Raw genomic sequence first — 23,431 nt, forward strand, 5'->3', positions numbered from 1 at the left:
TGGCTTTTTACTCAATAGCACGACCTTTTTGATACTTGAATATGACCCAGCCGCTACTTTTTCATAAAACCTATTTGCACCCTACTAGTCATGAGTGGGTTGTATTTGTGCATGGTGCTGGCGGTAGCTCTTCTATCTGGTTCAAGCAAATCAAAGCTTACAAGCAACACTTTAACTTATTGCTGATCGATTTAAGAGGTCATGGAAAGTCAAATCAGTTACTTAAAGAGCTCATTGCCAGCCGTTATACCTTTACGGAAGTTACCCAAGATATTTTGAAAGTATTGGATCATTTAAAGATCCAATCCGCTCATTTTGTCGGTATGTCACTTGGTACCATTATTGTTCGAAACCTTGCTGAATTATCAGCAGAGCGCGTGCGTTCAATGGTACTCGGTGGCGCTGTCACAAGGCTCAATACTCGTTCTCAAATATTGGTTAAATTAGGTAATTTTTGTAAGCATATCCTGCCGTACATGTGGCTCTACAAACTTTTTGCGTACATTGTTATGCCACAGAGAAGCCAGCGAGAGTCTCGCCATCTTTTTATTCGTGAGGCCAAGAAGCTTTGCCAAAAAGAATTTAAACGTTGGTTTATTCTTGCTGCTGATGTAAATCCTTTAATGAAGTATTTTAAAGATCGAGAGTTACCCATTCCCACACTCTATTTAATGGGCGACAGAGATTACATGTTTATTAAGCCTGTTAAAGAAATGGTTGCGGCGCATAAGCTTAGTGTTTTACGAGAGATCCCCAACTGTGGTCATGTTTGTAATGTTGAGCGCCCTGAAGATTTCAATCAACATTCCATCGAATTTATTAAGCAGCAAACGGTTTCTGCTTAGCGCTGAATAAATCGATTGAGTAGGAGTAGGGGAGTTATTAAGGCTCCCCTATTTGATGTCCACATTGCCAACAAGCACCAAACTGCCCCTCGTTTACCTCATGGCACTTCGGGCACTGCCAATCTTGATACTCATTTCCATCGGATTGTTTGCGGTAGGCTTGTACTATTCCTTCTGCTTTTACTTGTTGTTTGGCGTCAAAAAGCCAGACATAAGGATCGGTATCATCACTAAACGGCAGCTCTCCTTTTAAACCGAAAATACCCTCTCCGCGGACTTCACAATAGACTTGCTCGGTTTTCAATAATTCGCACACGATATGCGCTTCTGCTGGGTTTTTAGCAATGAATATTTTCATTAAACACGTCCACTTACTAATTATGAGTTTTGCTGACTCGGTGTTGGCCTTACTTTATTCATAACCCATTTAGTGATGATTGGAAACAGCCCCAGTAATGCAAAAGAGGCCAATACCGCAGGTGAAACAATGCCTGACAGGCTTTCAATTGTGGCTAACTGAGTACCGGCGTTTAAGTAAACTGCAGTGCCTGGCAACATACCTACTTGGCTAGTAAGATAAAATCGACCTACAGACATTGGCGTTAAGCCCATCAACAAGTTGATAAGAAAGAAAGGAAATACCGGAATGAGACGTAAGGAAAATAGATAAAATGCTCCGTCTTTCTCGACGCCTTGGTTAATTGCGATTAACTTATTGCCAAACTTGTTTTGTACCCAGTCACGCAGCAAATATCGGCTGCTTAAAAATGCTAGTGTTGCACCCATAGTACTGGCGAAAGAAACCAGTAATAAGCTCGTCCAAAAACCAAATAGAGCCGCACCAAGTAATGTAACCACAGCAGCACCAGGAATAGAAAAAGCGGTAATTGCAATGTAGGCAAAAAAGTAAATAGCTGCCGAAAAAACAAAGTTCTGATCGATGTATGTGGTCAGCGCTTCTTGTTGTGCTTTTGCATTTTCCAACGTTAAATACTGACTAAAGTTAACGCCTAAAAAGATAATGATCGCGACCAGGATTAGGCCTAATATCAGTTTCTTATTCATATTTATGATTCCAATTTGGGATATATGTAATAAGACAGAAGGAAAGTCGAAAAAATTTCACAAAAAAACCGCAGATTAGACTGCGGTTTTACAAGATAGTTTTTAAGGCCGACTTTTATTGGAGGCCATTCATCAACTCATCTCGGCGAGCTTGAGGTACAACGCTCCAATGAGTACCGTTAATAGCCCCTTCTAGTGCCCATAACAGCTCAATGTTGACGGTTGCAGAGTGCGTATCTCTTATCGCTTTATAAGCGTTAAGTGCACCTTCCTCTTCCAGTTTTTCTACTGACTCAATGCCTGCTTTTTTCAGCATGCGTTCAGTCGCCAGTCGTAAGTTAGGCAAATCTTTTAAGCGATTAGGCTTTGTAGTTGCTTGCTGTTCTTTTTCAAGCTTTGCCTTTTTCAACGATTGGTTAGCTACTTCGATTAAGCGTTCGCTAGACTCCCATAAATCGTTGGAAATTGCGTAGTACTTAGTAACGACTGGGAAGCCACGTTTCTTATAAACGTAAGGCTTTAGCCCTTGTTTCTCGAAGTCAGATGAAGTTTGTTGGTCTGCTCTTATATGAAGCTGATTATTTACAACTAGTGCAAACATTGTTTCATCAGCGAATAGTCCGAAGCCACCAAACATTGAGCGCGACTTGATATTACCAAGTGCCTCAAATAGCTTCATAGAGTCTTTGAGTATCGGTTTATCCATGTTTTGTTATCTCGGTGTAATTAATATTACGCCACCAAAAGTCAGGTCCGAGAGAGTAGCAAACATGCGCAAAAGCAATGTCATTACAGGGTAAAGTCATCGCTTGCACACTTGCCATCGGTAACCCCGCTACCTTCCATATAGTACTATGGTTCAGGCCGGAGGCTTTGCGTCCCACCCTTTCGAATGGTTTGCCCTGTGCGTGACAGAATGAGCATACTTCGTATATTGAATTAACATCACGTTTTACCCGTAAAAGTGTGATTCTGGTTCAATAAAAAGTGTCGACAAGCGCATATTTGTGCATATTTGAGAATAAGGCGGGATGATCTCGAGGTTGTGAGGGAGTGTGATTTACCTACATATAAAACAGAGACTTAGAGATTCGAGATTTTTTGTCTAACAAACCTAAGTCAGGGAAAAGTTATTTAGAGATAAAAAATAAGCGCCCTTTTAGAGCGCTTATTTGACATCGTTATATTTGGCGAATATTAGTTCATTTTCTTCACGGTGTTTCGAATTACAAGCTCAGGTTGCATTTCGAAAATTCGCTTTTCGTGTTCTTTATCTTTGATTCGCTCAAGTAGGATCTCGAACGCATTTTTACCCACACGACGTTTAGGTTGGTGGATAGTTGTTAACGGTGGAGAGAAGTATTCCGCAAGCTCGATGTTGTCGTAGCCGATCACTGAAATATCATCAGGAACTTTGATACCGTTTTGTTGTAGGCGGCTCATTAGGCCCAGAGCCATTGTGTCGTTAAAACAGAATACCGCTGTCGGACGTTTGTCCATTGCTGTAATTTTATCTGCGACTAATACGGCCGTATCACATTCAAAGTTACCTTCAAGGATCCAGTCCTCATTTACAGTTAGGTTCGCTTCGCTCATCGCGCGACGGAAACCTGCAATGCGCTCTTGGCAAGCAAGTTTTTCAAAATGACCGCTTAGACAAGCAATATCAGTATGGCCATTGTCGATCAGATGTTTGGTTGCGATGTAGCCACCTTCTTCTGAGTTATCCATGATCTTGTCCGCTTGTGAGCTTTCTGGACCCCAATCCATGACCACTTTAGGAATGTCGGCATGACGGTCAAGCATCTCTTTAAGCTCTTCGGTTAAGTCAGAACACATCACTAGGATGCCATCAACACGTTTTTCAGCCAGCATACGGATGTAATCGCGTTGTTTTTCGTAAATCCCACCCGTATTACACAGAATCAGAGTGTAGCCTTGGCGGTAACAGTAGCTCTCAACCCCGTCAATCACTTCTGAGAAGAATAGGTTGGTTGACTGCGTTACTAACATGCCAATCGTACGAGTTGAGTTGCACTTTAGGCTGCGTGCAACAGCACTTGGCGCGTAATTCAACTCGTCCACGGCTTTCATTACTTTTTCTTGCGTTGCTTCTGCAACGAAACGCGTTTTATTGATAACGTGCGAAACTGTCGTAGTGGAAACGCCGGCTAAGCGAGCAACGTCTTTTATAGTGGCCATAAATGGTGTCCTGTATCGAGCTACTGAAATATGTCGTGTTGGATGTACCTGATGCTCTAATGGTTTTACACCCAGCAATCTAAGGTTGGCGCTAAGTGTTTCGGCAGCGGTTGGTCCAAGTACGACAAAAGGGTACGTAGCAGCATCGGTCGATGAATTTTATCTTTTTTCTATCTGATGAGAAATTGCCATCAACCTGTTAAAAAACACAAAAACCGCTATATTTCAGCGGTTTACATATAAATCATATTTAATCGTTTGCGCTCACATTTTAGCCCTATGTGGACTGACTAGCAATGTTTTCAGCAAGAGATTTGTGTATTTGAAGTCACATTTTGACTGCTAAATAACCAAGCGTCTTTGAGCTAAGTTAAGGCAAACGAATAATATACCCAACTTACTTACATTCAGTTATTTCAGGTATACAGGAAGCCCGATAGGCGGGCTCCTTAAAAAATAGGCGGCAATTATTCCCCAATAAGGTAAGCGCTGTCTAGTTTACAAAATGCAACTAATAGTTTCGCGACGCTCGAGTAGAACCCAAATTCGTCGAATTGTTTACATTTGTCTGCAAACTGAGGTAGCCAAGACATCAACTGTTGCTGGATAAAGTCGTTTTGTTTAACGAAGGCTTCTTCCATGTGTTTTTCTTGCTCAAGTTCGTTTGAGCGGATAATCATGTTGCCGAGAAAGTCGAGTTCAACGGCTAAGTGGTCCGCAGGCTCTTTTAGATTTTCATCTACTTGAACGCCAAATTCTGCCATCAACTTTTCCATTTCCTCGGCTGGCTTGTCATTCAGCAAACCTGATTCACCGATGTACATCGATGCGTAAGGAAGAGCGCCGTATTTTTCTGTCTTCAAAAACAGTTCACAAAAGTCAGCAGCAAGCTCCAATTGAGCGTCTTCACGATCTTGCAATCGGTTTAGCGCATCAACGAGGCTATCAACGGCTGGTTTCAGCGACTCATTTTCACCTAAACCTGCTAGAAAACTGCGAATTTCAACACTGTGGTAGGCTTCCAGCTCTTTCTCTGTTAGCTCTTTTGCGAACAAGCTCGAAAACCACCAGTAAATTTCAGCGCGTTTTTCATTAAAAGCTTTCACTTCTTGCATTTTGGGCTCCTGAATGATGCTTCAAGTTGTGCATCACAAAGTCAATTAGGGATATCCCCTAAGTGTAATCAATTAAAATGAATAGCAGTAACTATAATTATTATGTTTTATGGTCAAAAATTAACGTTTATTAATAGCGATGGGTAAGCTTGTTTTGAATCAATAAAAACGCTAAATCTTGCTTTTTAATGTATCTATGACTAGAAATGTTACTAGTTATGAATAGAATACGTCTTGGATAATAAGAAGACAGAAAAGTGGTGTAAATGAGCTATCACGTATTAGTCGTAGAAGATGATGTTGTAACTCGTAGTAAGCTTGCGGGATATTTCCAAAATGAGGGTTACCAAGTCAGCGAAGCAGAGAGTGGCGCAGAAATGCGTGAGGTCCTGCAAGCGGGCGATGTAGACCTGATCATGCTGGATATCAACCTGCCGGGTGAAGACGGCCTGATGCTTACTCGTGAATTACGTAGCCAATCGGATATTGGTATCATATTAGTAACAGGACGCACGGATAGCATTGATAAAATCGTAGGCCTAGAAATGGGCGCTGACGATTATGTGACAAAACCTTTTGAACTGAGGGAATTGTTGGTTCGCGTTAAAAACTTGCTGTGGCGTATTTCAGCAGCGCGTAGCGGTAGCGCGAAAGCGAACGAAACCAGTGAAGAACATATTGTACGTTTTGGAGAGTGGACATTCGACATTCAACGTCGTGCGCTGAGCCGTAACGGTGAACCCGTAAAATTGACCAAAGCAGAATACGAACTTTTGGTGGCGTTATCGTCTTACCCTAACCAGGTGTTAAGTCGCGAGCGTATTTTGAATATGATCAGCCACCGAGTTGATGCTCCCAATGATCGTACTATTGATGTTCTTATTCGACGTATGCGCGCAAAAATGGAGTTTGATCCAAAGAACCCGCAAATTTTTGTGACGGTGCACGGCGAAGGCTATATGTTTGCTGGTGATTAAACTGAACAAACCTAAGTCTTAAAAAGAAAAAGGAGAGCTTCGGCTCTCCTTTTTTGTGGTTTCAAGATAGTACTACTTTGCTTCAACCATTGGTGTTTGGCCGACAGTATCACGCAACCTTTGCCAAATGCTGCCCAAGTACTCATGCCAATAAAGCTCTGTTTGTTCTAAGTAACGTGCTTTAGGTGAGTATTTATCCCAAGGTTGACTGATTTCGCTAATAGCCAAGAAGTTGGTCGGGGCTGGGATTGGTTTAATGCCTGCTGCGTTGAACTCATACAATGCACGGTTCATGTGGCTCGCAGAAGTGACTAACACAATCTCCTTTTGTTGAACGAATGCAGCCGCTTGACGCGCCTCTTCCCACGTATCTTTCGCATCTTCTAATAAAATGATATCGGATTTCGCGACTCCCAACGCAAGGGCAACGTTCGCCATCATTCTCGCATGGCTAATTTCAGAACCGCCAGCATAGCCAGACAAAATTAATTTAGCACCTGGATACATTCTTAAAATACGAATGCCTTCAGTTAAGCGCATTAATGCTGCACGGCTTAACTGCGAGGTGGGTGGAATTTCGTCATCGATAACATGACCATTTCCTAAAACCATCACGTAGTCGATGGTGCCAGAAACTGGCAAAAAGGCTTTATGCTCTCGCTCTAATGGCATAAGAAGCTTGGTTGAAACAGGTTGGAAGGCAACAAGAAAAATGCCAACAAAAGAGAATAGAACAACGAAGCAGCCAGTTTTACGTTTTGTGGTAAAACTAATGAGAGCAAGACCCAACAAGCCTATCAGCAGCAATGCCGGAAGTGGCATAAGCAAGGCTGACACTACTTTTTTCAGCTCAAACATACATAAATAGTCCGAAAAAACATCAATTGATAATAAAAATGAGGGTACCCCTCTTTATTCCTGCTTTCCTTGTGCCAGAATAGCGGCACAATCCGTTATGATAACTCAGCAGAAGTGACAGAAGACCGCAATTTCGACGATATCGCCCACAAATTTGCAAAAAATATTTACGGCTCCGACAAAGGGGAGATCCGCCAAATCATTGTGTGGGAAGATTTTCTACAGATTCTAAGTGAATTAGATGCTGACCAGCAACCCCTAGAGGTGTTGGATGCTGGTGGTGGTTTGGCACAAATGTCGCAAAAGCTTGCTAAGCTCGGACATCGAATCGCTTTATGTGATCTATCTTCGGAAATGCTGCAGTTGGCTAAGCAGGATATTGAAAAAAACGGTTTGCTTGAGCAGTATCGCCTGATTCATTCGCCTGTCCAATCCATTGGTGAGCATATGGATGAACAGGTGGATCTTGTTATGTTTCACGCCGTCATGGAGTGGTTGGTCGATCCTAAGGCCGCACTTGAAACGGTACTAGAACAAGTAAAACCGGGAGGCATCGCATCAGTGATGTTCTATAACCACCATGGTTTAGTCTATAAAAACGTGGTTTGTGGCAACATTCCTCATATATTAGACGGCATGCCTCACCGAAAAAGATTTAAACTACAGCCGCAAAAAGGCTTAAAACCTGAAGAAGTCTACCAATGGATAGAAGATTCAGGCTTTAGTATTTGTGGCAAATCTGGTATCCGCTCATTTAGTGATTACATAGGTAATATGCAATACATGGGCGATTACGAGTTTGAAGATGTGTTGGCGCTAGAAAAACAACTTTGTCGACAAGAGCCATACCTCTCATTAGGCCGCTACATTCATGTGTGGGCTAAAAAGAACGATAAACAGGAATAACAATGAGTGAGATGACTCTCAATGCTGCAGAGCAACCAATCGATGAGTTGGTTGGCTGGGTTAAGCAGCACGATTTCTCGTTGAACCTGACCACAGAGCGATTGGCATTCTTGATAGCCATTGCCGTACTGAGTAATGAAAGGTTCGATGAAGAATTGGGTGAAGGTGAATTGCATGATGCGTTTGCCATCGTCACTCGATTATTTGATGAGACTGGCGAAGCATCCGCTTTTCGTGCTAACAACGCCATCAACGAGATGGTAAAGCAGCGCCTTATTAGCCGTTTTGTCAGTGAGATTACTGATGGAGCGAGCATTTACCGCTTGTCGCCTTTAGCGATAGGAATTACCGATTACTACGTGCGTCATCGTGAGTTCTCGAAACTGCGCCTTTCTATTCAACTGTCTATGGTGGCAGATGAAATGGCGAAAGCGATTGAGGCAGCACAAAAAGGTGGCACACCGGGCCACTGGAAGAAAAACGTATACGGAGTTTTAAAATATTCTGTAGGCGAGATCTTCGATCAAATCGATCTTAACCAGCGTGTGATGGATGAGCAGCAGCAATCTGTAAAACAACAAATTGCCGACCTGCTAAATAAAGACTGGCGCGAAGCGATCAACAACTGTGAAGCGCTACTGTCAGAAACGTCGAGCACGTTGCGTGAACTTCAAGATACGCTGCAAGCCGCCAGTGATGAACTGCAAACTCAGATCCTAGATATTCAAGAAATTGTTTACGGCGATCCTGAGCTTGAGTTCATCGAAGAAGCGTTGTTTGGTCTGCAAATGAAGCTGGACCGAATCACAAGCTGGGGCCAGCAAGCGATCGACCTTTGGATTGGTTACGACCGACATGTGCACAAGTTCATCCGTACTGCAATTGATATGGATAAGAACCGTGCGTTTAGCTCGCGTTTACGCCAATCAATTAAAGAGTATTTCGATATGCCTTGGTATCTGACTTATGCAGATGCGGAAAGGCTTTCTGACCTTCGTGATGAGGCGTTGGTGCTACGTGATGACGAAGTGACCGGCCAAGTTCCGATGGAAGTAGAGTATGAAGAATTTCAACAAGTCAATGATGAGTTGTCTGAACGAATTGGTGACATGCTAAAAGCGCATAAAGATCAAGGCACGCCAATCGACTTGAGTGTGGTATTGCGAGATTACCTTGCACAGCATCCTTACACTCATCATTTTGATTTAGCTCGCATTATCGTTGATCAAGCCGTACGTCTGGGGTATTCAGAATCGGATTACCAAGCGATTCAACCGGACTGGAAAGCAATCAACGAATTTGGGGCAAAGGTACAAGCGAATGTCATCGACCGATACTAATGAATACATGTCAGATAAACTGGCAAAAGCAATTTCTAACCCTCTGTTCCCAGCGCTAGACAGCATGCTTCGAGCAGGGCGTCATATCTCAAGTGAAGATCTAGACAACCACGCGTTGCTGTCAGATTTCGAACTTGAGCTTTCTTCTTTCTACCAACGCTACAACACCGAATTGGTGAAAGCGCCAGAAGGTTTCTTCTACCTTCGTCCTCGTTCAACGTCTCTGATTGGCCGCAGTGTGCTTTCTGAGCTGGATATGCTGGTGGGGAAGGTACTGTGTTTCCTTTACCTAAGCCCAGAGCGTCTTGCGCACGAAGGTATCTTCACTAACCAAGAGCTGTACGACGAACTGCTTGCACTAGCAGATGAAAACAAGCTGATGAAGCTGGTGACCAACCGTGCTACCGGTTCTGACCTTGATAAAGAAAAGCTGTTTGAAAAAGTACGCACGTCACTTCGTCGTCTACGCCGCCTAGGCATGATCATCAACATTGGTGAGACCGGTAAATTCAGCATCAGTGAAGCTGTATTCCGCTTTGGTGCCGATGTACGTATAGGCGATGATATGCGTGAAGCGCAATTGCGTCTGATCCGTGATGGTGAAGCGGTAGTGCACACCAAAGAGCCAAGCCAAGGCAGCCTATTGTCTGAAGAAGATCAAGACGACCAAGCCCAAGAAGAAACAACAGAAGAGGGTGAAGCATGAGCATGATTGAACGCGGTAAATACCAATCGCTGACCATGGTCAACTGGAACGGCTTCTTTGCCCGTACATTTGACATCGATGGTCTAGTCACCACGCTATCAGGTGGTAACGGTGCAGGTAAATCAACCACAATGGCGGCATTCATCACCGCATTGATTCCTGACCAAACGCTACTGCACTTCCGTAACACAACCGAAGCGGGCAGCAGCCAATCGTCTCGCGATAAAGGTCTATATGGTAAGCTACAACCGGGGGCGTGTTATGCAGCGCTAGACGTGGTGAACTCACGTAACCAACGCCTATTGTTTGCAGTAAAACTGCAGCAAGTTGCGGGTCGTGATAAGAAAGTAGACATCAAACCGTTTGTTATCCAAGGTCTTCCTAGCCATGTGAAACCAACGGATATCTTGGTTGAAAGCGTATCTGCGACTCAAGCTCGTGTACGTCAAATCAACGAAGTAAAAGAATCGATCGCGGAATTTGAAGGTGTTCAATTCAAAGCCTTCTCTTCTATTGTTGATTACCACGCACAAATGTTTGAATTCGGTGTAATTCCGAAGAAACTGCGCAACTCTGGTGACCGCTCTAAATTCTACCGCTTGATCGAAGCATCGCTTTACGGTGGTATTTCAAGTGCGATTACGCGCTCGCTACGTGACTACCTTCTGCCACAAAACGGCGGCGTGAAGAAAGCGTTCCAAGATATGGAATCGGCGCTGCGTGAAAACCGCATGACGCTAGAAGCGATCAAAACTACGCAAGCAGACCGTGACTTGTTCAAACACTTGATTACAGAGTCGACCAACTACGTGGCAGCGGACTATATGCGCCATGCCAACGAGCGTCGTAAAAAACTAGAACAGACACTGTCTTTGCGTTCAGAGTTATTTGGTTCTCGCGAGACCTTGATTGAGCAAAACAACCTGCTTAACCGCGTTCAAGAAGAGCTGGAACTGCTGATCGAATCAGAATCTTCTTTAGAGCAAGACTACCAAGCGGCTTCGGATCACTTGCAACTGGTGCAAAACGCGCTGCGTCAGCAAGAGAAGATCGAACGTTACCAAGAAGATCTTGAAGAGCTGAGCGAGCGTCTTGAAGAACAAATGATGGTAGTGGAAGAAGCGCAAGAACGCGTGATGATGGCTGAAGAGCAAGCGACCGTTGCAGAAGAAGAGGTGGACAGCCTTAAGACGCAACTTGCTGATTACCAGCAAGCTCTTGACGTTCAGCAAACTCGCGCGCTGCAATACCAACAAGCGGTTCAAGCGCTGGAGAAAGCGAAGCAGCTACTTGGTGATGACAGCCTAACGGCAGAATCCGCACAAGCGTTAGTGGCGGAGCTGAAAAACAAAGAGACAGAAAATACCAATACGTTGTTGTCTGTGAAACATAAGCTCGATATGTCATCAGCTGCGGCAGAGCAGTTTGATACTGCATTGAAGCTTGTACAGAGCATCGTTGGCCCTGTTGAGCGCAAAGACGCGTCTGAACATGCGAAAACCGCAATTGCGAAAGCGCGTGAGTCACAACAAATTGCACAAAACGAACAGCAATGGCGAGCGCAACATCGCGATCTTGAGCGTAGCCTCAATCAGCAACGTCAAGCACGTGAACTGGTTGCTGAATACAAAAAGCAATATCACGTCGAGCTAACCGATGAAGTTACGTTTGAACAAGAACGTGAACGTCATGCGATGCAAATCGAATCACTAGAGATAGCTCAAGAAGAAGTTCGTGATCAGCGTGGTGAACAGCGCCGTCTAGAGCAAAACGCGGCGGCAGAAATCAGTAAACTTGAAGCGATAGCGCCAGCTTGGATTGCGGCTAATGATGCGCTAGAGAAACTGAGAGAGCAGAGCGGGGCAGACCTTGAGGATCGCCATGCGGTAATGAACCACATGCAGGTTGTTCTTGAGCAAGAAAGGGAGCTGTCCTTAGCTAAAGATAAACTTGCTGAGCGTCGCAGTCAGCTTGACACTGAGATTGAACGTCTTGCTTCTCCTGGTGGTTCAAACGACCCTCGCCTGAAAGGTTTGGCTGATACTTTAGGCGGTGTATTACTGTCTGAGATCTACGATGACATCACGATTGATGATGCGCCTTACTTCAGTGCGATGTACGGTCCGGCTCGTCACGCTATCGTTGTTTCTGACCTGTCAGGTATCGAAGAGAAACTGGTAGAGCTAGACGACTGTCCAGAAGACTTGTACATCATTGAAGGTGACATCGATGCCTTTGATGACAGCTCGTTCGATGCAGAAGAGTTAGAGGGCGCGGTTTGTGTTCGCATGAACGATCGCCAAATGCGTTACTCTCGCTTGCCTGAGATCCCATTGTTTGGTCGTGCGGCACGTGAGCAGCGTTTAGAGTTGCTGCGTAACGAACGAGAAGAAGTGGTAGAGAAGCACGCAAAAGCGGCGTTTGACTCTCAGAAAATGCAGCGTTTGTACCAAGCATTTAACCAATTTGTGTCTAACCACATTCAAGTAGCTTTTGACGCTGATCCAGAACAAGCGCTCGCAACCATTCGTGATAAGCGTAACCAAATCGCTCGCGTGCTGGCGGATCTGGATGCAAAAGAGCAGCAGCAACGCTCTCAGCTTCAAACTAGTAAGCAAGCACTGTCTTCTCTGGACAAGTTATCATCACACATGGTGCTTGTTGAAGATGAATCATTGCAAGCGCGTTTTGATGAGCTAGAAGAGAAAATCGCTCAGCTTGCAGAGGCGAAAAACTTCTTAAACAACCATGCAAAAGCCGTCGCGCAACTAGAAAATATTGCGTCTGCGCTTGATGCTGACCCAGAGCAATTCGATGCACTAGAAGCAGAATACAAAGCAGCAGATGAACAGTTACAAGATCTTAAGAAGCAAATCTTTGCACTCTCGGATCTGGTTGAACGTCGTCACTACTTCGCTTACTCAGACTCGGTTGATCTTCTGAACAAAAGTAGCGAACTGAGTGAGCAGCTAAAAGCGAAGTTGGTTCAAGCTGAACAGACTCGTACTCGTTCTCGTGAAGAGTTGAAGCAAGCACAAGGACAAATGAACCAATACAACCAAGTATTGGCGTCTTTGAAGAGTTCGCATCAAGCTAAGCAAGAAACCGTTCAAGAGTTCAAACAAGAACTTCAAGAGTTTGGTGTTAATGCGGACGAAGGTGCGGAAGAACGTGCAATGCGTCGTCGTGACGAACTGCACGAGCGTCTACACACGTCTCGCAGTCGTAAGAGCGAATACGAGCGTACGATTACCTCTACTGAACTAGAGATGAAAGGCTTGGCAAAACGTCTGAAGAAAGTTCAGAAAGAATACGTTGAGCTGCGTACGTTCGTGGTTGCTGCGAAAGCTGGCTGGTGTTCAGTACTTCGTCTGGCGCGTGAGAACGATGTTGAGCGTCGTCTACACAAGCGCGAACTGGCTTACATGTCGGCGGATGAATTGCGTTCGATGTCGGATAAATCATTGGGTGCGCTGCGTTTAGCGGTTGCGAACAATGACGACTTGCGTGATGCGCTGCGTCTATCAGAAGACAACGCACGTCCAGAGCGTAAAGTTCTGTTCTACATTGCTGTATACCAACATCTTCGTGAGCGTATTCGTCAGGATATCATCCGTACTGATGATCCAGTGGAAGCGATTGAAGAGATGGAAGTAGAGCTAGCGCGTCTAACGGAAGAGCTAACGCAACGTGAAAACCGCCTAGCGATCAGTTCTGAGTCGGTAGCGAGCATCATCAAGAAGACGATTCAGCGTGAGCAAAACCGTATTCGTATGCTGAACCAAGGCTTGTCGAATATCTCGTTCGGTCAGGTGAAGGGCGTACGTCTAAACGTGAAAATTCGCGAAAGTCACGAAGTGCTACTGAACGGTCTAGCGACACAACAAGAGCAGCATAAAGATCTGTTCGAATCGACTCGCTTTACCTTCTCTGAAGCAATGGCGAAACTGTTCCAACGTGTGAACCCACATATCGATATGGGTCAACGTTCTCCTCAGGTTCTGGGTGAAGAGCTACTGGATTACCGTAACTACCTAGAGCTAAGTGTAGAAGTGAACCGTGGTACAGATGGTTGGCTACAGGCCGAGTCTGGCGCGCTATCAACAGGTGAAGCGATCGGTACTGGTCAGTCAATCCTTCTGATGGTTGTTCAAAGCTGGGAAGAAGAATCTCGTCGTCTACGCAGCAAAGACATTGTGCCTTGTCGTTTGCTCTTCTTGGATGAAGCAGCGCGTCTGGATGCGAAATCGATCGCGACATTGTTCGAATTGTGTGACCGTCTGGATATGCAGCTTCTTATTGCGGCACCAGAAAACATCAGCCCAGAGAAAGGTACTACCTACAAGTTGGTGCGTAAGGTGTTTAAAGACCATGAGCACGTACACGTAGTTGGTCTACGTGGTTTTGGTCAAACGGATAAGCCTAAGACCGAAGCGCAAGAGATGATTGAAGAGTTTGAATCGTAAACTTCGAATCTAGCAAAACGCCCGCATTTATTGCGGGCGTTTTTGTATTTGTTAGAGGGAGGCTTCAAAGCGTATAAAATAAGCCGAGACTGTAGGACGACAGTCTCGGCTTATTAATAGAACTCAGCAGGGAGGCTAAGTTTTATTCCTCTGAAATATCGTCTCTGATATCGATCATTTCAGCAAGCTCTTCAAGTGCTTGGACAGAAAGCTCAGACAAGCGTTGTAAATGCTGGTCTAAGCTCTCTTGTTCTTCAAGCTCTGGTTCATCGTTATCTGTTTCTTTTGTTAGCATTTCTCAACCTCTCAAGTTGAGTAAGGGGAGACCTCATCATACTCAAAAGTTAAAGGAGAAAAGAAACGATCTATGTTGATTCTGTTAGCTCGATCATTGATTCAAGTTATAGGTGAGATGGGTTTGTTTAATAAGATGAGTAGGTAGACGGTTTTGGAAACGGAAACAAAAACGCCAGCAATCAGAACAATTACTGGCGAATGATATTTTGATTGGCGATTAGAACTGTGGTTTTACCCCAAACTGCTCTGCTGCGTAGGCGACACGTTCAATCGGCTTTGGATACTCGGCAGGTGTGCCGAGGCTCTCTATGTGTTTCAAACGAGGAAGCAAGCCTGCACCATTGGCGATTTGGATTGCCAAGCCAGGACGAGCGTTGAGCTCTAAAACCATAGGTCCTTCTTCTTTATCTAACACCATATCCGTGCCCATGTACCCCAACCCTGTCATCTCCCACGCACTAGACGCAAGCTCAAGCAAGCGCTCCCAGTGCGGGACTTGGAGGGTAGAAAGGTCTTTGCCTGTATCCGGATGGTGGGTGACTGGATGGTCGAATTGCACCGCTCGGATTGCTTTACCTGTGGCGATATCAATGCCCACGCCCACAGCGCCTTGGTGGAGGTTTGCTTTACCGTCCGACGCCGCCGTAGAACAGCGCATCATTGCCATAACAGGGTAGCCTTTAAATACGATGATTCGAACATCAGGCACACCTTCATAACTGAAGCCATCGAAACAATCATCAAACTTAATCAGGTTCTCAACGACTGCGACGTCGTTTTTACCGCCAAGAGAGAAAAGGCCAGCAAGCGCATTACTGATATGACGTTCAACTTCGTCCTTACCAATTGTAGAGCCGGAAGGTTTGGTATAAACCCCATCTTTATGCGAGGTAATAACCAAAATACCCTTACCACCACTACCTTGAGCGGGCTTGATAACAAAACCAGGCCAATCTTGCACCATCTTATGGATGGTCTTTACTTCTGCTTGGTTATGAATAACGCCGATCAGGGCAGGGACTGTCGCCCCTGCTGCCTGCGCAATAATTTTAGTCTTGAGCTTGTCATCAACTAATGGGTATTTAGAACGATCATTGTAACGGCCGATATAACTGTGGTTACGTTTGTTCATTCCCATAATGCCTTTATGGCGAAGCTTAGCTGGCGAAGTAAAACTTTCGAACATCGTTTAGTCCTCCGCTAGTGGTTTGAAACGACGTAACTCAGTTAGACGGTAACCTGTGTAAGTACCTAGCAATAGAATACCGGCCAGAACAATCAACTGTAGACCAATGAAATTAAAGGTTAGGTGCTGAATGTATGAGTTCGTCATCGCTAAGTAAACCAATACTGCGGTGAGCAGTGAGCCCCCACCTTGCAGAGCAACTTCTTTCGCGCCTTCTTCTTCCCATAGGATAGACATACGTTCAATTGTCCAAGACAAGATGATCATCGGGAAGAACGTAATTGTTAAGCCTTCCGTTAAGCCCATCTTAAATGCGACTACTGTGAACACCGAAATGATCATAATAACGGTAATAATGACCGCTGATATCCGTGCTACAAGCAGTAAGTTCAACCTCGATAAGTAACTTCGAATAATCAAGCCTGTGCCAACGATCAGTAAGAAACCGACAATACCCGTTAATAGCTGGGTTTGAACAAATGCAACAGCAATCAGTACTGGCATGAAAGTACCGGATGTTTTTAGACCGATAATCACACGCAAGAACACCACGATAAGGGCACCGATAGGGATCAGCATGATGGTCTTAAACATTGCTTGTTCTTCAAGAGGCAAGCTATGAATTGAAATATTCAGCAGCCCATCAGCTTCTATCTTGTTGTTCGTCGCTTGCTGTGGAGTCATTTCTTGCTTGATCATTGAGAAATGAACTTGGCTATTTTTACCACCAACAAGATCAAGCAGGGATACATTCGACTCATCCCAAACTAATAAGTTTGGTTTCACGGCTTTCTGTTCGGAATTTGGTGAGAACAGTACCCAATCTTTACCTGACCAAACCTGAACCATTGGTTGAATGGTTTGGCGTCGACGGCCATCTTCTAGTTCGATAACACCGACAGTTTTGCTCTGTATACCTGCGGTAAGCAAAATATTATGTAGTGCATCAGTACGGCTGAAGTCATTCAGTAGTAGCGATGAGTTTTGACTGTCTGGGTCATTAAGCGCTTTGATGAGTTCACGAGTAAAGGTCACATTGTCGGCAGAACGACTCATCGCACGCTCAACAAGGGCATTTGCCGCCGCAGCTTGTGGCGCTGATAGAGTTGGTGGCGTAATGTCTTCAGTTGGTGGTAGAGGCGTAACTTTAGCCTGAGGGTCCACTAAGAACTGCGCTTTGTAGTAAATGGTTTGAGGACCTTTGGCCTGACGAATTGACCACTCGGCACGACGTCCAGAATCAGAATTAATGTAGGAAACGCCATAACCAGAAGAGGAAGCGGATTCACCGATAAGCGTATAACCACTTTGTGTATGAGGTGCTGCGAGTGAAGCTTTGACTTCATTGCCGTTAGCATTGAACTCAATACGTGCCTCTACATCCCATACCTGACGAGTTTCGCCTGGTGTCCAAGGCACGCCGTAGTTTTCATGTCTGAAAACACTCAAAGCAATGCCCGCAATCACCAATAAGATGATTGAAAGGTAAAACGGTATTTTTGACGTCATAATCTACCTTATTATTTTTTATCTTCGTCCGTTTGGATATAGGTACGACTTACATCGACAAGTGCGATGTCGCGCATAAATTCTCTACCCAGTAAAATAGGATGGTTCATATGCGAGCGATCTGCCAACGTAAATTGCGCTTTTTCATGAATTTTTCCAACGCGCACCCAAAGTTCGACTACAGCGCGACGTTCTAGTTCTTCACTGGTAACTTGGCGAATTTTTACGTAACGAATGACTGGCGCTTCGATCCAAGTATTTTTTTCTTCTTCAGATTTACTGGTATCTGCCAGGTGGAATCGAACCCAGTTTTTGCCGTTTCTTTCGAACTCTTCAATATCAACTGCATTTAAAGATGAGGTTGCGGCACCAGTGTCGACACGTGCATCAAAAGTCTGCTTAATGGAGTCGATAGTGACCTTTTCAATTGAGCCAAGGACAATATCATGAGTTGGTGTTGGTTCCACAGGAGCAGGAGATTGGACAATAATCGGCTCTTTTGGCTTTTTCACTTCTGCCATTGCTTCATCACGAAATGTCAGAAGTTCAACCTGTAGTTTATCGACTTGTTCTTCAAGGCTGTCGATATAGTCCGATTGGTTGCTGAGCTGAAGCTCTAAGTTAGTAATGCGATTATTGACATTCGCTTCTGAAGTTTGAATAGCCGCTAACGTTTCTTGGTGGTACTGTTCGCCTTTGGTTAGTGAGCATCCAGATAGTAAGGCGATGGCAACAATCGGGGTCAATCGTAATAACATTGAAAACCTTGGGATTGGATTAAGTTGTTTATTTTTTAGGAGTTTAGCTCATATCGATAAAGCCTCACAAGTAAGAATGTTTCTCTATTACTTATTGTTTGAGGAATAGTGATGAAAAGCTAAAAATCAAGGACATAAAAGCGCATCCTTATTTAGAGCGTGCTTATGTTTTGATGTAACAAATGGACTCGAAAAACAAACACGCTCAGTACGAGGAAAGAGGGTAATGTCTTAACTCGTAAAATGAGTTAAGACAATGTCAGGAATCTCAGCGAATTATGGTTTGCGAGCGACAAGAACCGCGCGGCGAGGGGCAGGGTAACCTTCTACAGTCTTGCTTGGGTCGTTCGGATCTAGATAGTCTGGTAGAGAGTTATGCGTCATCCAATCTGTGGTACGTTGCTCATCAACCGAAGTGACGCTTTCATCAACGATGCGCACATCTTCAAATCCTACCAACTCTAACCACACTTTCAGCGCTTTTGCTGAAGGGAAGAAATAGACATTACGCATTTGTGCGTAACGAGAAGTTGGAACCAACACTGCATTCTCATCACCTTCAATCACGAGTGTTTCCAATACTAGTTCACCACCAGACACTAATTGATCTTTTAGCTGCACCAAGTGATCCAGTGGAGAGCGACGGTGGTAAAGTACGCCCATGCTGAATACCGTGTCGAACGCTTCTAACTTAGGTAGTTGTTCAATACCCAACGGCAGTAGGTGCGCACGTTGGTCATCGCCCATTAGTTTACGAATTGCTTCGAACTGAATTAGGAACAGGTGAGATGGATCGATACCGACGGTTAAGCGTGCACCTTCACCCAGCATACGCCACATGTGGTAGCCGTTACCACAACCAACATCGAGTACGCTGCGGTTCTTTAATGGAGAAATATGCGGAAGCACGCGGTCCCATTTCCAATCACTGCGCCACTCAGTATCAATATGAATGCCGTGTACGTGGTATGGCCCTTTGCGCCACGGATGGAATGTACGAAGTAAGTTCTCTAATTTCTTCAGCTCACCTTCATGGAAAGGAGTGTCGTTGCTGATGGTCACTGAATTCTTGATGTCAATTTGATCCGGTGAGCCTTCTGGGATCTTGTTCAGTGCTTTCAACCAGCGACCAAAGTCACCGTGCTCTGCATTTTGCCAATCCGTTAGCTGTTGTGGTAGCACATTGAGCCAAGGTTGAAGACGTGTGTCTTGGGCAATCAATTGGTAGAAGTTTGCAAAGTTAAACATAGTTAGTTAATCGCTGAGTTGATGGTATTAAAATTATTAAATAACAGCCTAAAGTGGCGTGATTCAGGGCCTTTGTATGCAAGGTTTATTTAATTGCGAACATAGAGCCAAAGTTAAAGCATTGGAACCAAACATCGTAGCTAGAAAAGCCAATTTTAGCGAAACGCTCTTTATGCTCTTTCTTTGAATCTGGGCGCATTACGTTTTCTATCGCGCTGCGCTTTTGGCTGATTTCTAGTTCGCTATAACCATTTGCACGTTTAAAGTCGTGGTGAAGGTCAATTAACAGCTCGTTTGACACTTCATCTTCGAAGACGAACTTCTCCGACAAAATCAAAATTCCGCCGGGACGTAGACCCGCGTAGATTCGTTCAAGCAGGGCGTAACGATCGTCTGGAGAAAGAAATTGCAGAGTAAAGTTCAGTACGACAACCGATGCGTTTTCTATATCGATATTACGGATATCCGCTTCAACCACATCTACAGGAGTATCGCTTCGGTACGCGTTTACATGCAATTTGCAACGCTCAACCATTGCAGGTGAATTGTCGACCGCAATGATCTTACAGCCTTCTTGTTTGATATGACGACGCATAGACAGCGTAGCAGCACCCAAAGAGCAACCTAGGTCGTAGATGTTTGAGTGAGGTTTTACAAAACGCTCTGCCAGCATACCAATTGCAGAAATAATGTTGCTGTAACCCGGCACCGATCGTTGAATCATGTCAGGAAATACTTCCGCTACGCGTTCATCGAACGTGAAATCCCCAATTTTATCGATTGGAGCCGAAAAAATAGTATCTGGATTGCTCTTAGGGTTCATAACCAAGTCTCTGCATACAAGCCGCCTGAAAACGTCAGGCACCAAAAAAGGCGCGTATTTTATGGGAATTTCGCGCCTCTGTCATGTGTTGCGTTAGAACATCTGCAACTGCGAGTTGCCATCGTTAGCCGGGAAAGATGCCAAGTCAGGAAGTGTTATACGCTTTTGTATGTCTTTATACAGATTGGCTGCCAACTCCGGCGCAATTATATTGTCCGCAGTATGGATCATGACATACGGCTGTTTACCTTCTGCAATCCATTGCGGCAACTTGCTGAGCCATGGTGTAAAAAACTCGTAATTTTGCTGTTCTTCTGGATGACCAATAAAGCGAATCAAAGGGTGTGAAGCGGTAGCAATGGCGTGGACTGGTACTCTTGGTTTTTTCATTTGCGCATCAATGATCGCTTCATTGTTTGGCTTAGCGGCAAAGACAGGGCGGCTATCCATAATAATGCGGTCAATGTTATTTTCTACTAACCATTGGTTAAGCGCTCGCTCTTCTTCACCTTTGGAGAAAAATGCCATATGACGAACCTCAACACCAAGAGGGAAGTTAGGTGGAAAGCTCGCACAGAACTTTTTCAGTCGATCAAGGTGCTCAGGACCAAATGCGGCTGGCAATTGAATTGTCCATTGCCCCACACGGTCATGCAACGGCTCCATGACTTTCATGAAGTCTCTCAGCTGTTCGCTGCAACCTCTTAGCATTTGCTCATGAGTGATGGCTTTAGGAAGTTTGAAAGTAAAGCGAAAATCATCGTGGGTTGCTGCTCTCCAGTTTTGCACCGTGTTGAGCGTCGGCGTGGCATAAAATGTCGTGTTGCCTTCCACGGTATGGAACACCTGTGCATACTTTTCTAAACGTTCAGCGGACTTTGTCCCGCTGCCGTAAAAGCTTTGTTGCCATTGATTGTGCGACCACATCGTCAATCCAAGTCGAAGAGGTAAGTTATCCATTATTCTTTACTGCTTGCTACTCGTGTGAATACTTTACGAGAGTTTTGCTGAAATAGGTAATTTCACGCTATAATCCCCACCAATTTTTTCGCTTTGGTGCGCTTTTGAACATTTGTTGTACTAAAAAGCACCAGTGAATGATAAAACACACGTAATTGTATGTTGAGTAGTCGATTTTCGTGGACATTCAGCGTATAACTGAATCTTTACTCTGCTTGGCAATGAGGCTGACAGAGCGTAGTTAACAACATTTGAGAGATTGGGAATTTCATTATGCGTACCCATTACTGTGGTCACCTGAACAAGTCCCTTGCAGGACAAACTGTAGAACTTTGCGGCTGGGTTAACCGTCGTCGTGATTTAGGCGGTCTTATTTTTATTGATATGCGAGATCGCGAAGGTATCGTTCAGGTAGTTGTTGATCCAGATATGGCGGATGCGTATGAAGTGGCTAACACACTTCGTAATGAATTCTGTATCAAATTAACGGGTGAAGTACGCGTTCGTCCAGAAAGCCAAGCAAACAAAGACATGGCAACAGGTGAAGTTGAGATCCTTGCGACAGGTCTTGAAATCATCAACCGCAGTGACGTTTTGCCTCTAGATTTCAACCAAAAGAACTCTGAAGAGCAACGTCTGAAGTACCGTTACTTAGACCTTCGTCGTCCTGAAATGAGTGACCGCATCAAGCTACGTGCTAAAGCATCTAGCTTTGTTCGTCGTTTCCTAGATGACAACGGCTTCCTAGATATCGAAACACCAGTACTAACGAAAGCGACACCAGAAGGCGCGCGTGATTACCTAGTACCTAGCCGTGTTCACAAAGGCAGCTTCTACGCGCTTCCTCAGTCTCCACAGCTATTCAAACAGCTTCTAATGATGTCTGGTTTTGACCGTTACTACCAAATCGTTAAGTGTTTCCGTGATGAAGACTTGCGTGCTGACCGTCAGCCAGAATTCACTCAGATCGATATCGAAACGTCATTCATGACGGCTGACCAAGTACGTGAAGTGACGGAAAACATGGTTCGCGATATGTGGCAAGAGCTACTAAACGTAGACCTAGGTCAGTTCCCAGTAATGCCATTCAGCGAAGCGATTCGCCGTTTCGGTTCTGACAAGCCAGACCTACGTAACCCACTAGAGCTAGTAGACGTTGCTGACCTAGTGAAAGACGTTGAGTTCAAAGTATTCTCTGGCCCAGCAAACGATGAGAAAGGTCGCGTTGCCGTTATTCGCGTTCCAGGTGGTGCATCTTTGACTCGTAAGCAAATTGATGGCTACGGTGAATTCGTTGGTATCTACGGTGCGAAAGGTCTAGCTTGGATGAAGGTTAACGATCGTGCAGCAGGCATGGAAGGTATCCAATCTCCAGTCGCTAAGTTCCTAAACGAAGATGTGATCAACGCTATCCTAGATCGCACTCAAGCGGAATCTGGTGACATCATCCTATTTGGCGCTGATAAAGCGGGTATCGTTGCAGAAGCAATGGGCGCGCTACGTTTGAAACTAGGTAAAGATCTAGAGCTAACTGACGAATCTGCATGGGCTCCACTATGGGTTGTTGACTTCCCAATGTTCGAAGAAGATGACGAAGGCAACCTACACGCGATGCACCACCCATTCACGTCACCTCTAGGTGTGACTGCGGAAGAGCTAAAAGCGAACCCAGCTGCGGCAAACTCTAACGCTTACGATATGGTTCTAAATGGTTACGAAGTTGGCGGCGGTTCTGTTCGTATCCACAACGCAGATATGCAAGAAGCCGTATTTGATATTCTAGGCATCACACCTGAAGAGCAACAGCTTAAGTTCGGCTTCCTGCTTGATGCACTAAAATTCGGTACGCCTCCACACGCTGGTCTTGCATTCGGTCTTGACCGTCTAGTGATGCTGCTATGTGGTACCGAGAACATCCGTGATGTTATTGCATTCCCGAAAACAACAGCAGCGGCGTGTCTACTAACAGACGCACCAAGCATTGCGAACCCAGCTGCGCTAGAAGAGCTAGCAATCGCAGTGACTGCAGCGAAAGAAAAAGACGCAGAATAAGCGCACAACATTTGAAGAAAACTCCCGCAACTGCGGGAGTTTTTGTTTAAATAAACCTAAGAAACTTCCAAAGCAATTTCCCAAGCAACGCTTTTTAGCTCATGTTTGCTATTAAGCG

Annotated in this window: 20 protein-coding genes and 1 riboswitch; of the genes, 7 read left to right on the top strand and 13 right to left on the bottom strand. The window is 44.8% G+C overall.

Annotation, left to right across the window (positions count from 1 at the left end; genetic code table 11):
- Positions 1 to 41 precede the first annotated feature (41 nt).
- Positions 42 to 845, top strand: coding sequence for an alpha/beta fold hydrolase (locus tag MTR11_RS05800; RefSeq protein ID WP_006742124.1), 804 nt, complete (start codon positions 42 to 44; stop codon positions 843 to 845).
- 37 nt (positions 846 to 882) lie between these two features.
- Here MTR11_RS05800 and MTR11_RS05805 read toward each other — a convergent pair whose 3' ends face one another.
- From MTR11_RS05805 to torD, 5 genes are all read right to left on the bottom strand, one after another.
- Positions 883 to 1,203, bottom strand: coding sequence for a hypothetical protein (locus MTR11_RS05805; RefSeq protein WP_005390719.1), 321 nt, complete (start codon positions 1,201 to 1,203; stop codon positions 883 to 885).
- A gap of 20 nt (positions 1,204 to 1,223) precedes the next feature.
- A complete protein-coding gene (locus MTR11_RS05810) occupies positions 1,224 to 1,910 on the bottom strand; it encodes a TVP38/TMEM64 family protein (protein ID WP_104971470.1) in 687 nt (228 codons plus the stop codon).
- A gap of 115 nt (positions 1,911 to 2,025) precedes the next feature.
- On the bottom strand, positions 2,026 to 2,616 hold the full coding sequence (locus MTR11_RS05815; RefSeq protein ID WP_005390721.1) for a TfoX/Sxy family DNA transformation protein: 591 nt from the start codon (positions 2,614 to 2,616) through the stop codon (positions 2,026 to 2,028).
- Between the two features lie 116 nt (positions 2,617 to 2,732).
- Positions 2,733 to 2,822, bottom strand: a riboswitch (cyclic di-GMP riboswitch).
- A gap of 285 nt (positions 2,823 to 3,107) precedes the next feature.
- Entirely contained in the window at positions 3,108 to 4,112 is a 1,005-nt protein-coding gene (gene purR / locus MTR11_RS05820) for an HTH-type transcriptional repressor PurR (protein ID WP_005390722.1), read from the bottom strand.
- Positions 4,113 to 4,579: 467 nt separating this feature from the next.
- Positions 4,580 to 5,227: a molecular chaperone TorD gene (gene torD / locus MTR11_RS05825; protein ID WP_134646941.1), complete on the bottom strand. Its 648-nt coding sequence runs from the start codon at positions 5,225 to 5,227 to the stop codon at positions 4,580 to 4,582.
- A gap of 266 nt (positions 5,228 to 5,493) precedes the next feature.
- Here torD and torR point away from each other — a divergent pair, with 266 nt between their 5' ends.
- Entirely contained in the window at positions 5,494 to 6,204 is a 711-nt protein-coding gene (gene torR / locus MTR11_RS05830; protein ID WP_005390726.1) for a two-component system response regulator TorR, read from the top strand.
- Positions 6,205 to 6,276: 72 nt separating this feature from the next.
- Here the strand turns inward: torR and elyC are convergent, their stop codons facing one another.
- Complete coding sequence (gene elyC / locus MTR11_RS05835) at positions 6,277 to 7,062, bottom strand: envelope biogenesis factor ElyC (protein WP_243327123.1); 786 nt, start codon at positions 7,060 to 7,062, stop codon at positions 6,277 to 6,279.
- A 114-nt stretch (positions 7,063 to 7,176) separates the two neighbouring features.
- On the opposite strand from elyC, the gene cmoM reads away from it, so the two are divergent.
- Genes cmoM through mukB form a run of 4 tightly spaced genes read left to right on the top strand, consistent with a single transcriptional unit; the run spans position 7,177 to position 14,480 of the window.
- Positions 7,177 to 7,968 carry a tRNA uridine 5-oxyacetic acid(34) methyltransferase CmoM gene (gene cmoM / locus MTR11_RS05840; RefSeq protein WP_012841987.1) on the top strand — a complete coding sequence of 264 codons (792 nt, stop codon included), beginning with the start codon at positions 7,177 to 7,179 and terminating at the stop codon, positions 7,966 to 7,968.
- A gap of 2 nt (positions 7,969 to 7,970) precedes the next feature.
- Positions 7,971 to 9,308 (top strand): chromosome partition protein MukF, encoded by a 1,338-nt coding sequence (gene mukF / locus MTR11_RS05845; RefSeq protein WP_046874739.1) that lies wholly within the window; start codon positions 7,971 to 7,973, stop codon positions 9,306 to 9,308.
- Complete coding sequence (gene mukE / locus MTR11_RS05850; RefSeq protein WP_006742118.1) at positions 9,289 to 10,014, top strand: chromosome partition protein MukE; 726 nt, start codon at positions 9,289 to 9,291, stop codon at positions 10,012 to 10,014. The genes mukF and mukE overlap by 20 nt, the downstream gene beginning before the upstream one ends.
- 2 nt (positions 10,015 to 10,016) lie before the next feature.
- On the top strand, positions 10,017 to 14,480 hold the full coding sequence (mukB, locus tag MTR11_RS05855) for a chromosome partition protein MukB (RefSeq protein WP_243327357.1): 4,464 nt from the start codon (positions 10,017 to 10,019) through the stop codon (positions 14,478 to 14,480).
- 142 nt (positions 14,481 to 14,622) lie between these two features.
- Here mukB and MTR11_RS05860 read toward each other — a convergent pair whose 3' ends face one another.
- The 7 genes from MTR11_RS05860 to MTR11_RS05890 form a co-directional block, all read right to left on the bottom strand.
- Entirely contained in the window at positions 14,623 to 14,775 is a 153-nt protein-coding gene (locus MTR11_RS05860) for a hypothetical protein (RefSeq protein WP_005390736.1), read from the bottom strand.
- Positions 14,776 to 14,994: 219 nt separating this feature from the next.
- On the bottom strand, positions 14,995 to 15,963 hold the full coding sequence (locus MTR11_RS05865; protein ID WP_005390739.1) for an alpha-L-glutamate ligase-like protein: 969 nt from the start codon (positions 15,961 to 15,963) through the stop codon (positions 14,995 to 14,997).
- Positions 15,964 to 15,966: 3 nt separating this feature from the next.
- Positions 15,967 to 17,472, bottom strand: coding sequence for an inactive transglutaminase family protein (locus tag MTR11_RS05870; protein WP_005390741.1), 1,506 nt, complete (start codon positions 17,470 to 17,472; stop codon positions 15,967 to 15,969).
- Positions 17,473 to 17,483: 11 nt separating this feature from the next.
- Entirely contained in the window at positions 17,484 to 18,230 is a 747-nt protein-coding gene (locus tag MTR11_RS05875) for an ATP-dependent zinc protease (RefSeq protein WP_012841986.1), read from the bottom strand.
- Positions 18,231 to 18,506: 276 nt separating this feature from the next.
- Complete coding sequence (gene cmoB / locus MTR11_RS05880) at positions 18,507 to 19,478, bottom strand: tRNA 5-methoxyuridine(34)/uridine 5-oxyacetic acid(34) synthase CmoB (RefSeq protein ID WP_167426749.1); 972 nt, start codon at positions 19,476 to 19,478, stop codon at positions 18,507 to 18,509.
- Positions 19,479 to 19,563: 85 nt separating this feature from the next.
- A complete protein-coding gene (cmoA, locus tag MTR11_RS05885) occupies positions 19,564 to 20,301 on the bottom strand; it encodes a carboxy-S-adenosyl-L-methionine synthase CmoA (RefSeq protein WP_048626189.1) in 738 nt (245 codons plus the stop codon).
- Between the two features lie 93 nt (positions 20,302 to 20,394).
- Positions 20,395 to 21,261, bottom strand: a complete 867-nt coding sequence (locus MTR11_RS05890; protein WP_243327124.1) for a DUF72 domain-containing protein — start codon at positions 21,259 to 21,261, stop codon at positions 20,395 to 20,397.
- A 273-nt stretch (positions 21,262 to 21,534) separates the two neighbouring features.
- Here MTR11_RS05890 and aspS point away from each other — a divergent pair, with 273 nt between their 5' ends.
- The gene (aspS, locus tag MTR11_RS05895; protein WP_046874741.1) at positions 21,535 to 23,313 is read left to right on the top strand and encodes an aspartate--tRNA ligase; all 1,779 of its coding nucleotides are present in this window, start codon (positions 21,535 to 21,537) and stop codon (positions 23,311 to 23,313) included.
- Positions 23,314 to 23,431 lie beyond the last annotated feature (118 nt).

Origin of the sequence: Vibrio sp. CCB-PB317 (assembly GCF_022808245.1) — a bacterium.
GTDB classification, from domain to species: domain Bacteria; phylum Pseudomonadota; class Gammaproteobacteria; order Enterobacterales; family Vibrionaceae; genus Vibrio; species Vibrio diabolicus.

Excerpts from the sequence above, each read along its gene's own strand:
- MTR11_RS05815 (WP_005390721.1), bottom strand. The coding sequence starts at position 2,616 with ATGGATAAACCGATACTCAAAGACTCTATGAAGCTATTTGAGGCACTT.
- purR (WP_005390722.1), bottom strand. The coding sequence starts at position 4,112 with ATGGCCACTATAAAAGACGTTGCTCGCTTAGCCGGCGTTTCCACTACG.
- MTR11_RS05805 (WP_005390719.1), bottom strand. The coding sequence starts at position 1,203 with ATGAAAATATTCATTGCTAAAAACCCAGCAGAAGCGCATATCGTGTGC.
- aspS (WP_046874741.1), top strand. The coding sequence starts at position 21,535 with ATGCGTACCCATTACTGTGGTCACCTGAACAAGTCCCTTGCAGGACAA.
- elyC (WP_243327123.1), bottom strand. The coding sequence starts at position 7,062 with ATGTTTGAGCTGAAAAAAGTAGTGTCAGCCTTGCTTATGCCACTTCCG.
- torR (WP_005390726.1), top strand. The coding sequence starts at position 5,494 with ATGAGCTATCACGTATTAGTCGTAGAAGATGATGTTGTAACTCGTAGT.
- MTR11_RS05810 (WP_104971470.1), bottom strand. The coding sequence starts at position 1,910 with ATGAATAAGAAACTGATATTAGGCCTAATCCTGGTCGCGATCATTATC.
- MTR11_RS05865 (WP_005390739.1), bottom strand. The coding sequence starts at position 15,963 with ATGTTCGAAAGTTTTACTTCGCCAGCTAAGCTTCGCCATAAAGGCATT.
- MTR11_RS05890 (WP_243327124.1), bottom strand. The coding sequence starts at position 21,261 with ATGGATAACTTACCTCTTCGACTTGGATTGACGATGTGGTCGCACAAT.
- cmoB (WP_167426749.1), bottom strand. The coding sequence starts at position 19,478 with ATGTTTAACTTTGCAAACTTCTACCAATTGATTGCCCAAGACACACGT.
- torD (WP_134646941.1), bottom strand. The coding sequence starts at position 5,227 with ATGCAAGAAGTGAAAGCTTTTAATGAAAAACGCGCTGAAATTTACTGG.
- MTR11_RS05860 (WP_005390736.1), bottom strand. The coding sequence starts at position 14,775 with ATGCTAACAAAAGAAACAGATAACGATGAACCAGAGCTTGAAGAACAA.
- MTR11_RS05870 (WP_005390741.1), bottom strand. The coding sequence starts at position 17,472 with ATGACGTCAAAAATACCGTTTTACCTTTCAATCATCTTATTGGTGATT.
- mukB (WP_243327357.1), top strand. The coding sequence starts at position 10,017 with ATGATTGAACGCGGTAAATACCAATCGCTGACCATGGTCAACTGGAAC.
- mukE (WP_006742118.1), top strand. The coding sequence starts at position 9,289 with ATGTCATCGACCGATACTAATGAATACATGTCAGATAAACTGGCAAAA.
- mukF (WP_046874739.1), top strand. The coding sequence starts at position 7,971 with ATGAGTGAGATGACTCTCAATGCTGCAGAGCAACCAATCGATGAGTTG.
- MTR11_RS05875 (WP_012841986.1), bottom strand. The coding sequence starts at position 18,230 with ATGTTATTACGATTGACCCCGATTGTTGCCATCGCCTTACTATCTGGA.
- cmoA (WP_048626189.1), bottom strand. The coding sequence starts at position 20,301 with ATGAACCCTAAGAGCAATCCAGATACTATTTTTTCGGCTCCAATCGAT.
- MTR11_RS05800 (WP_006742124.1), top strand. The coding sequence starts at position 42 with ATGACCCAGCCGCTACTTTTTCATAAAACCTATTTGCACCCTACTAGT.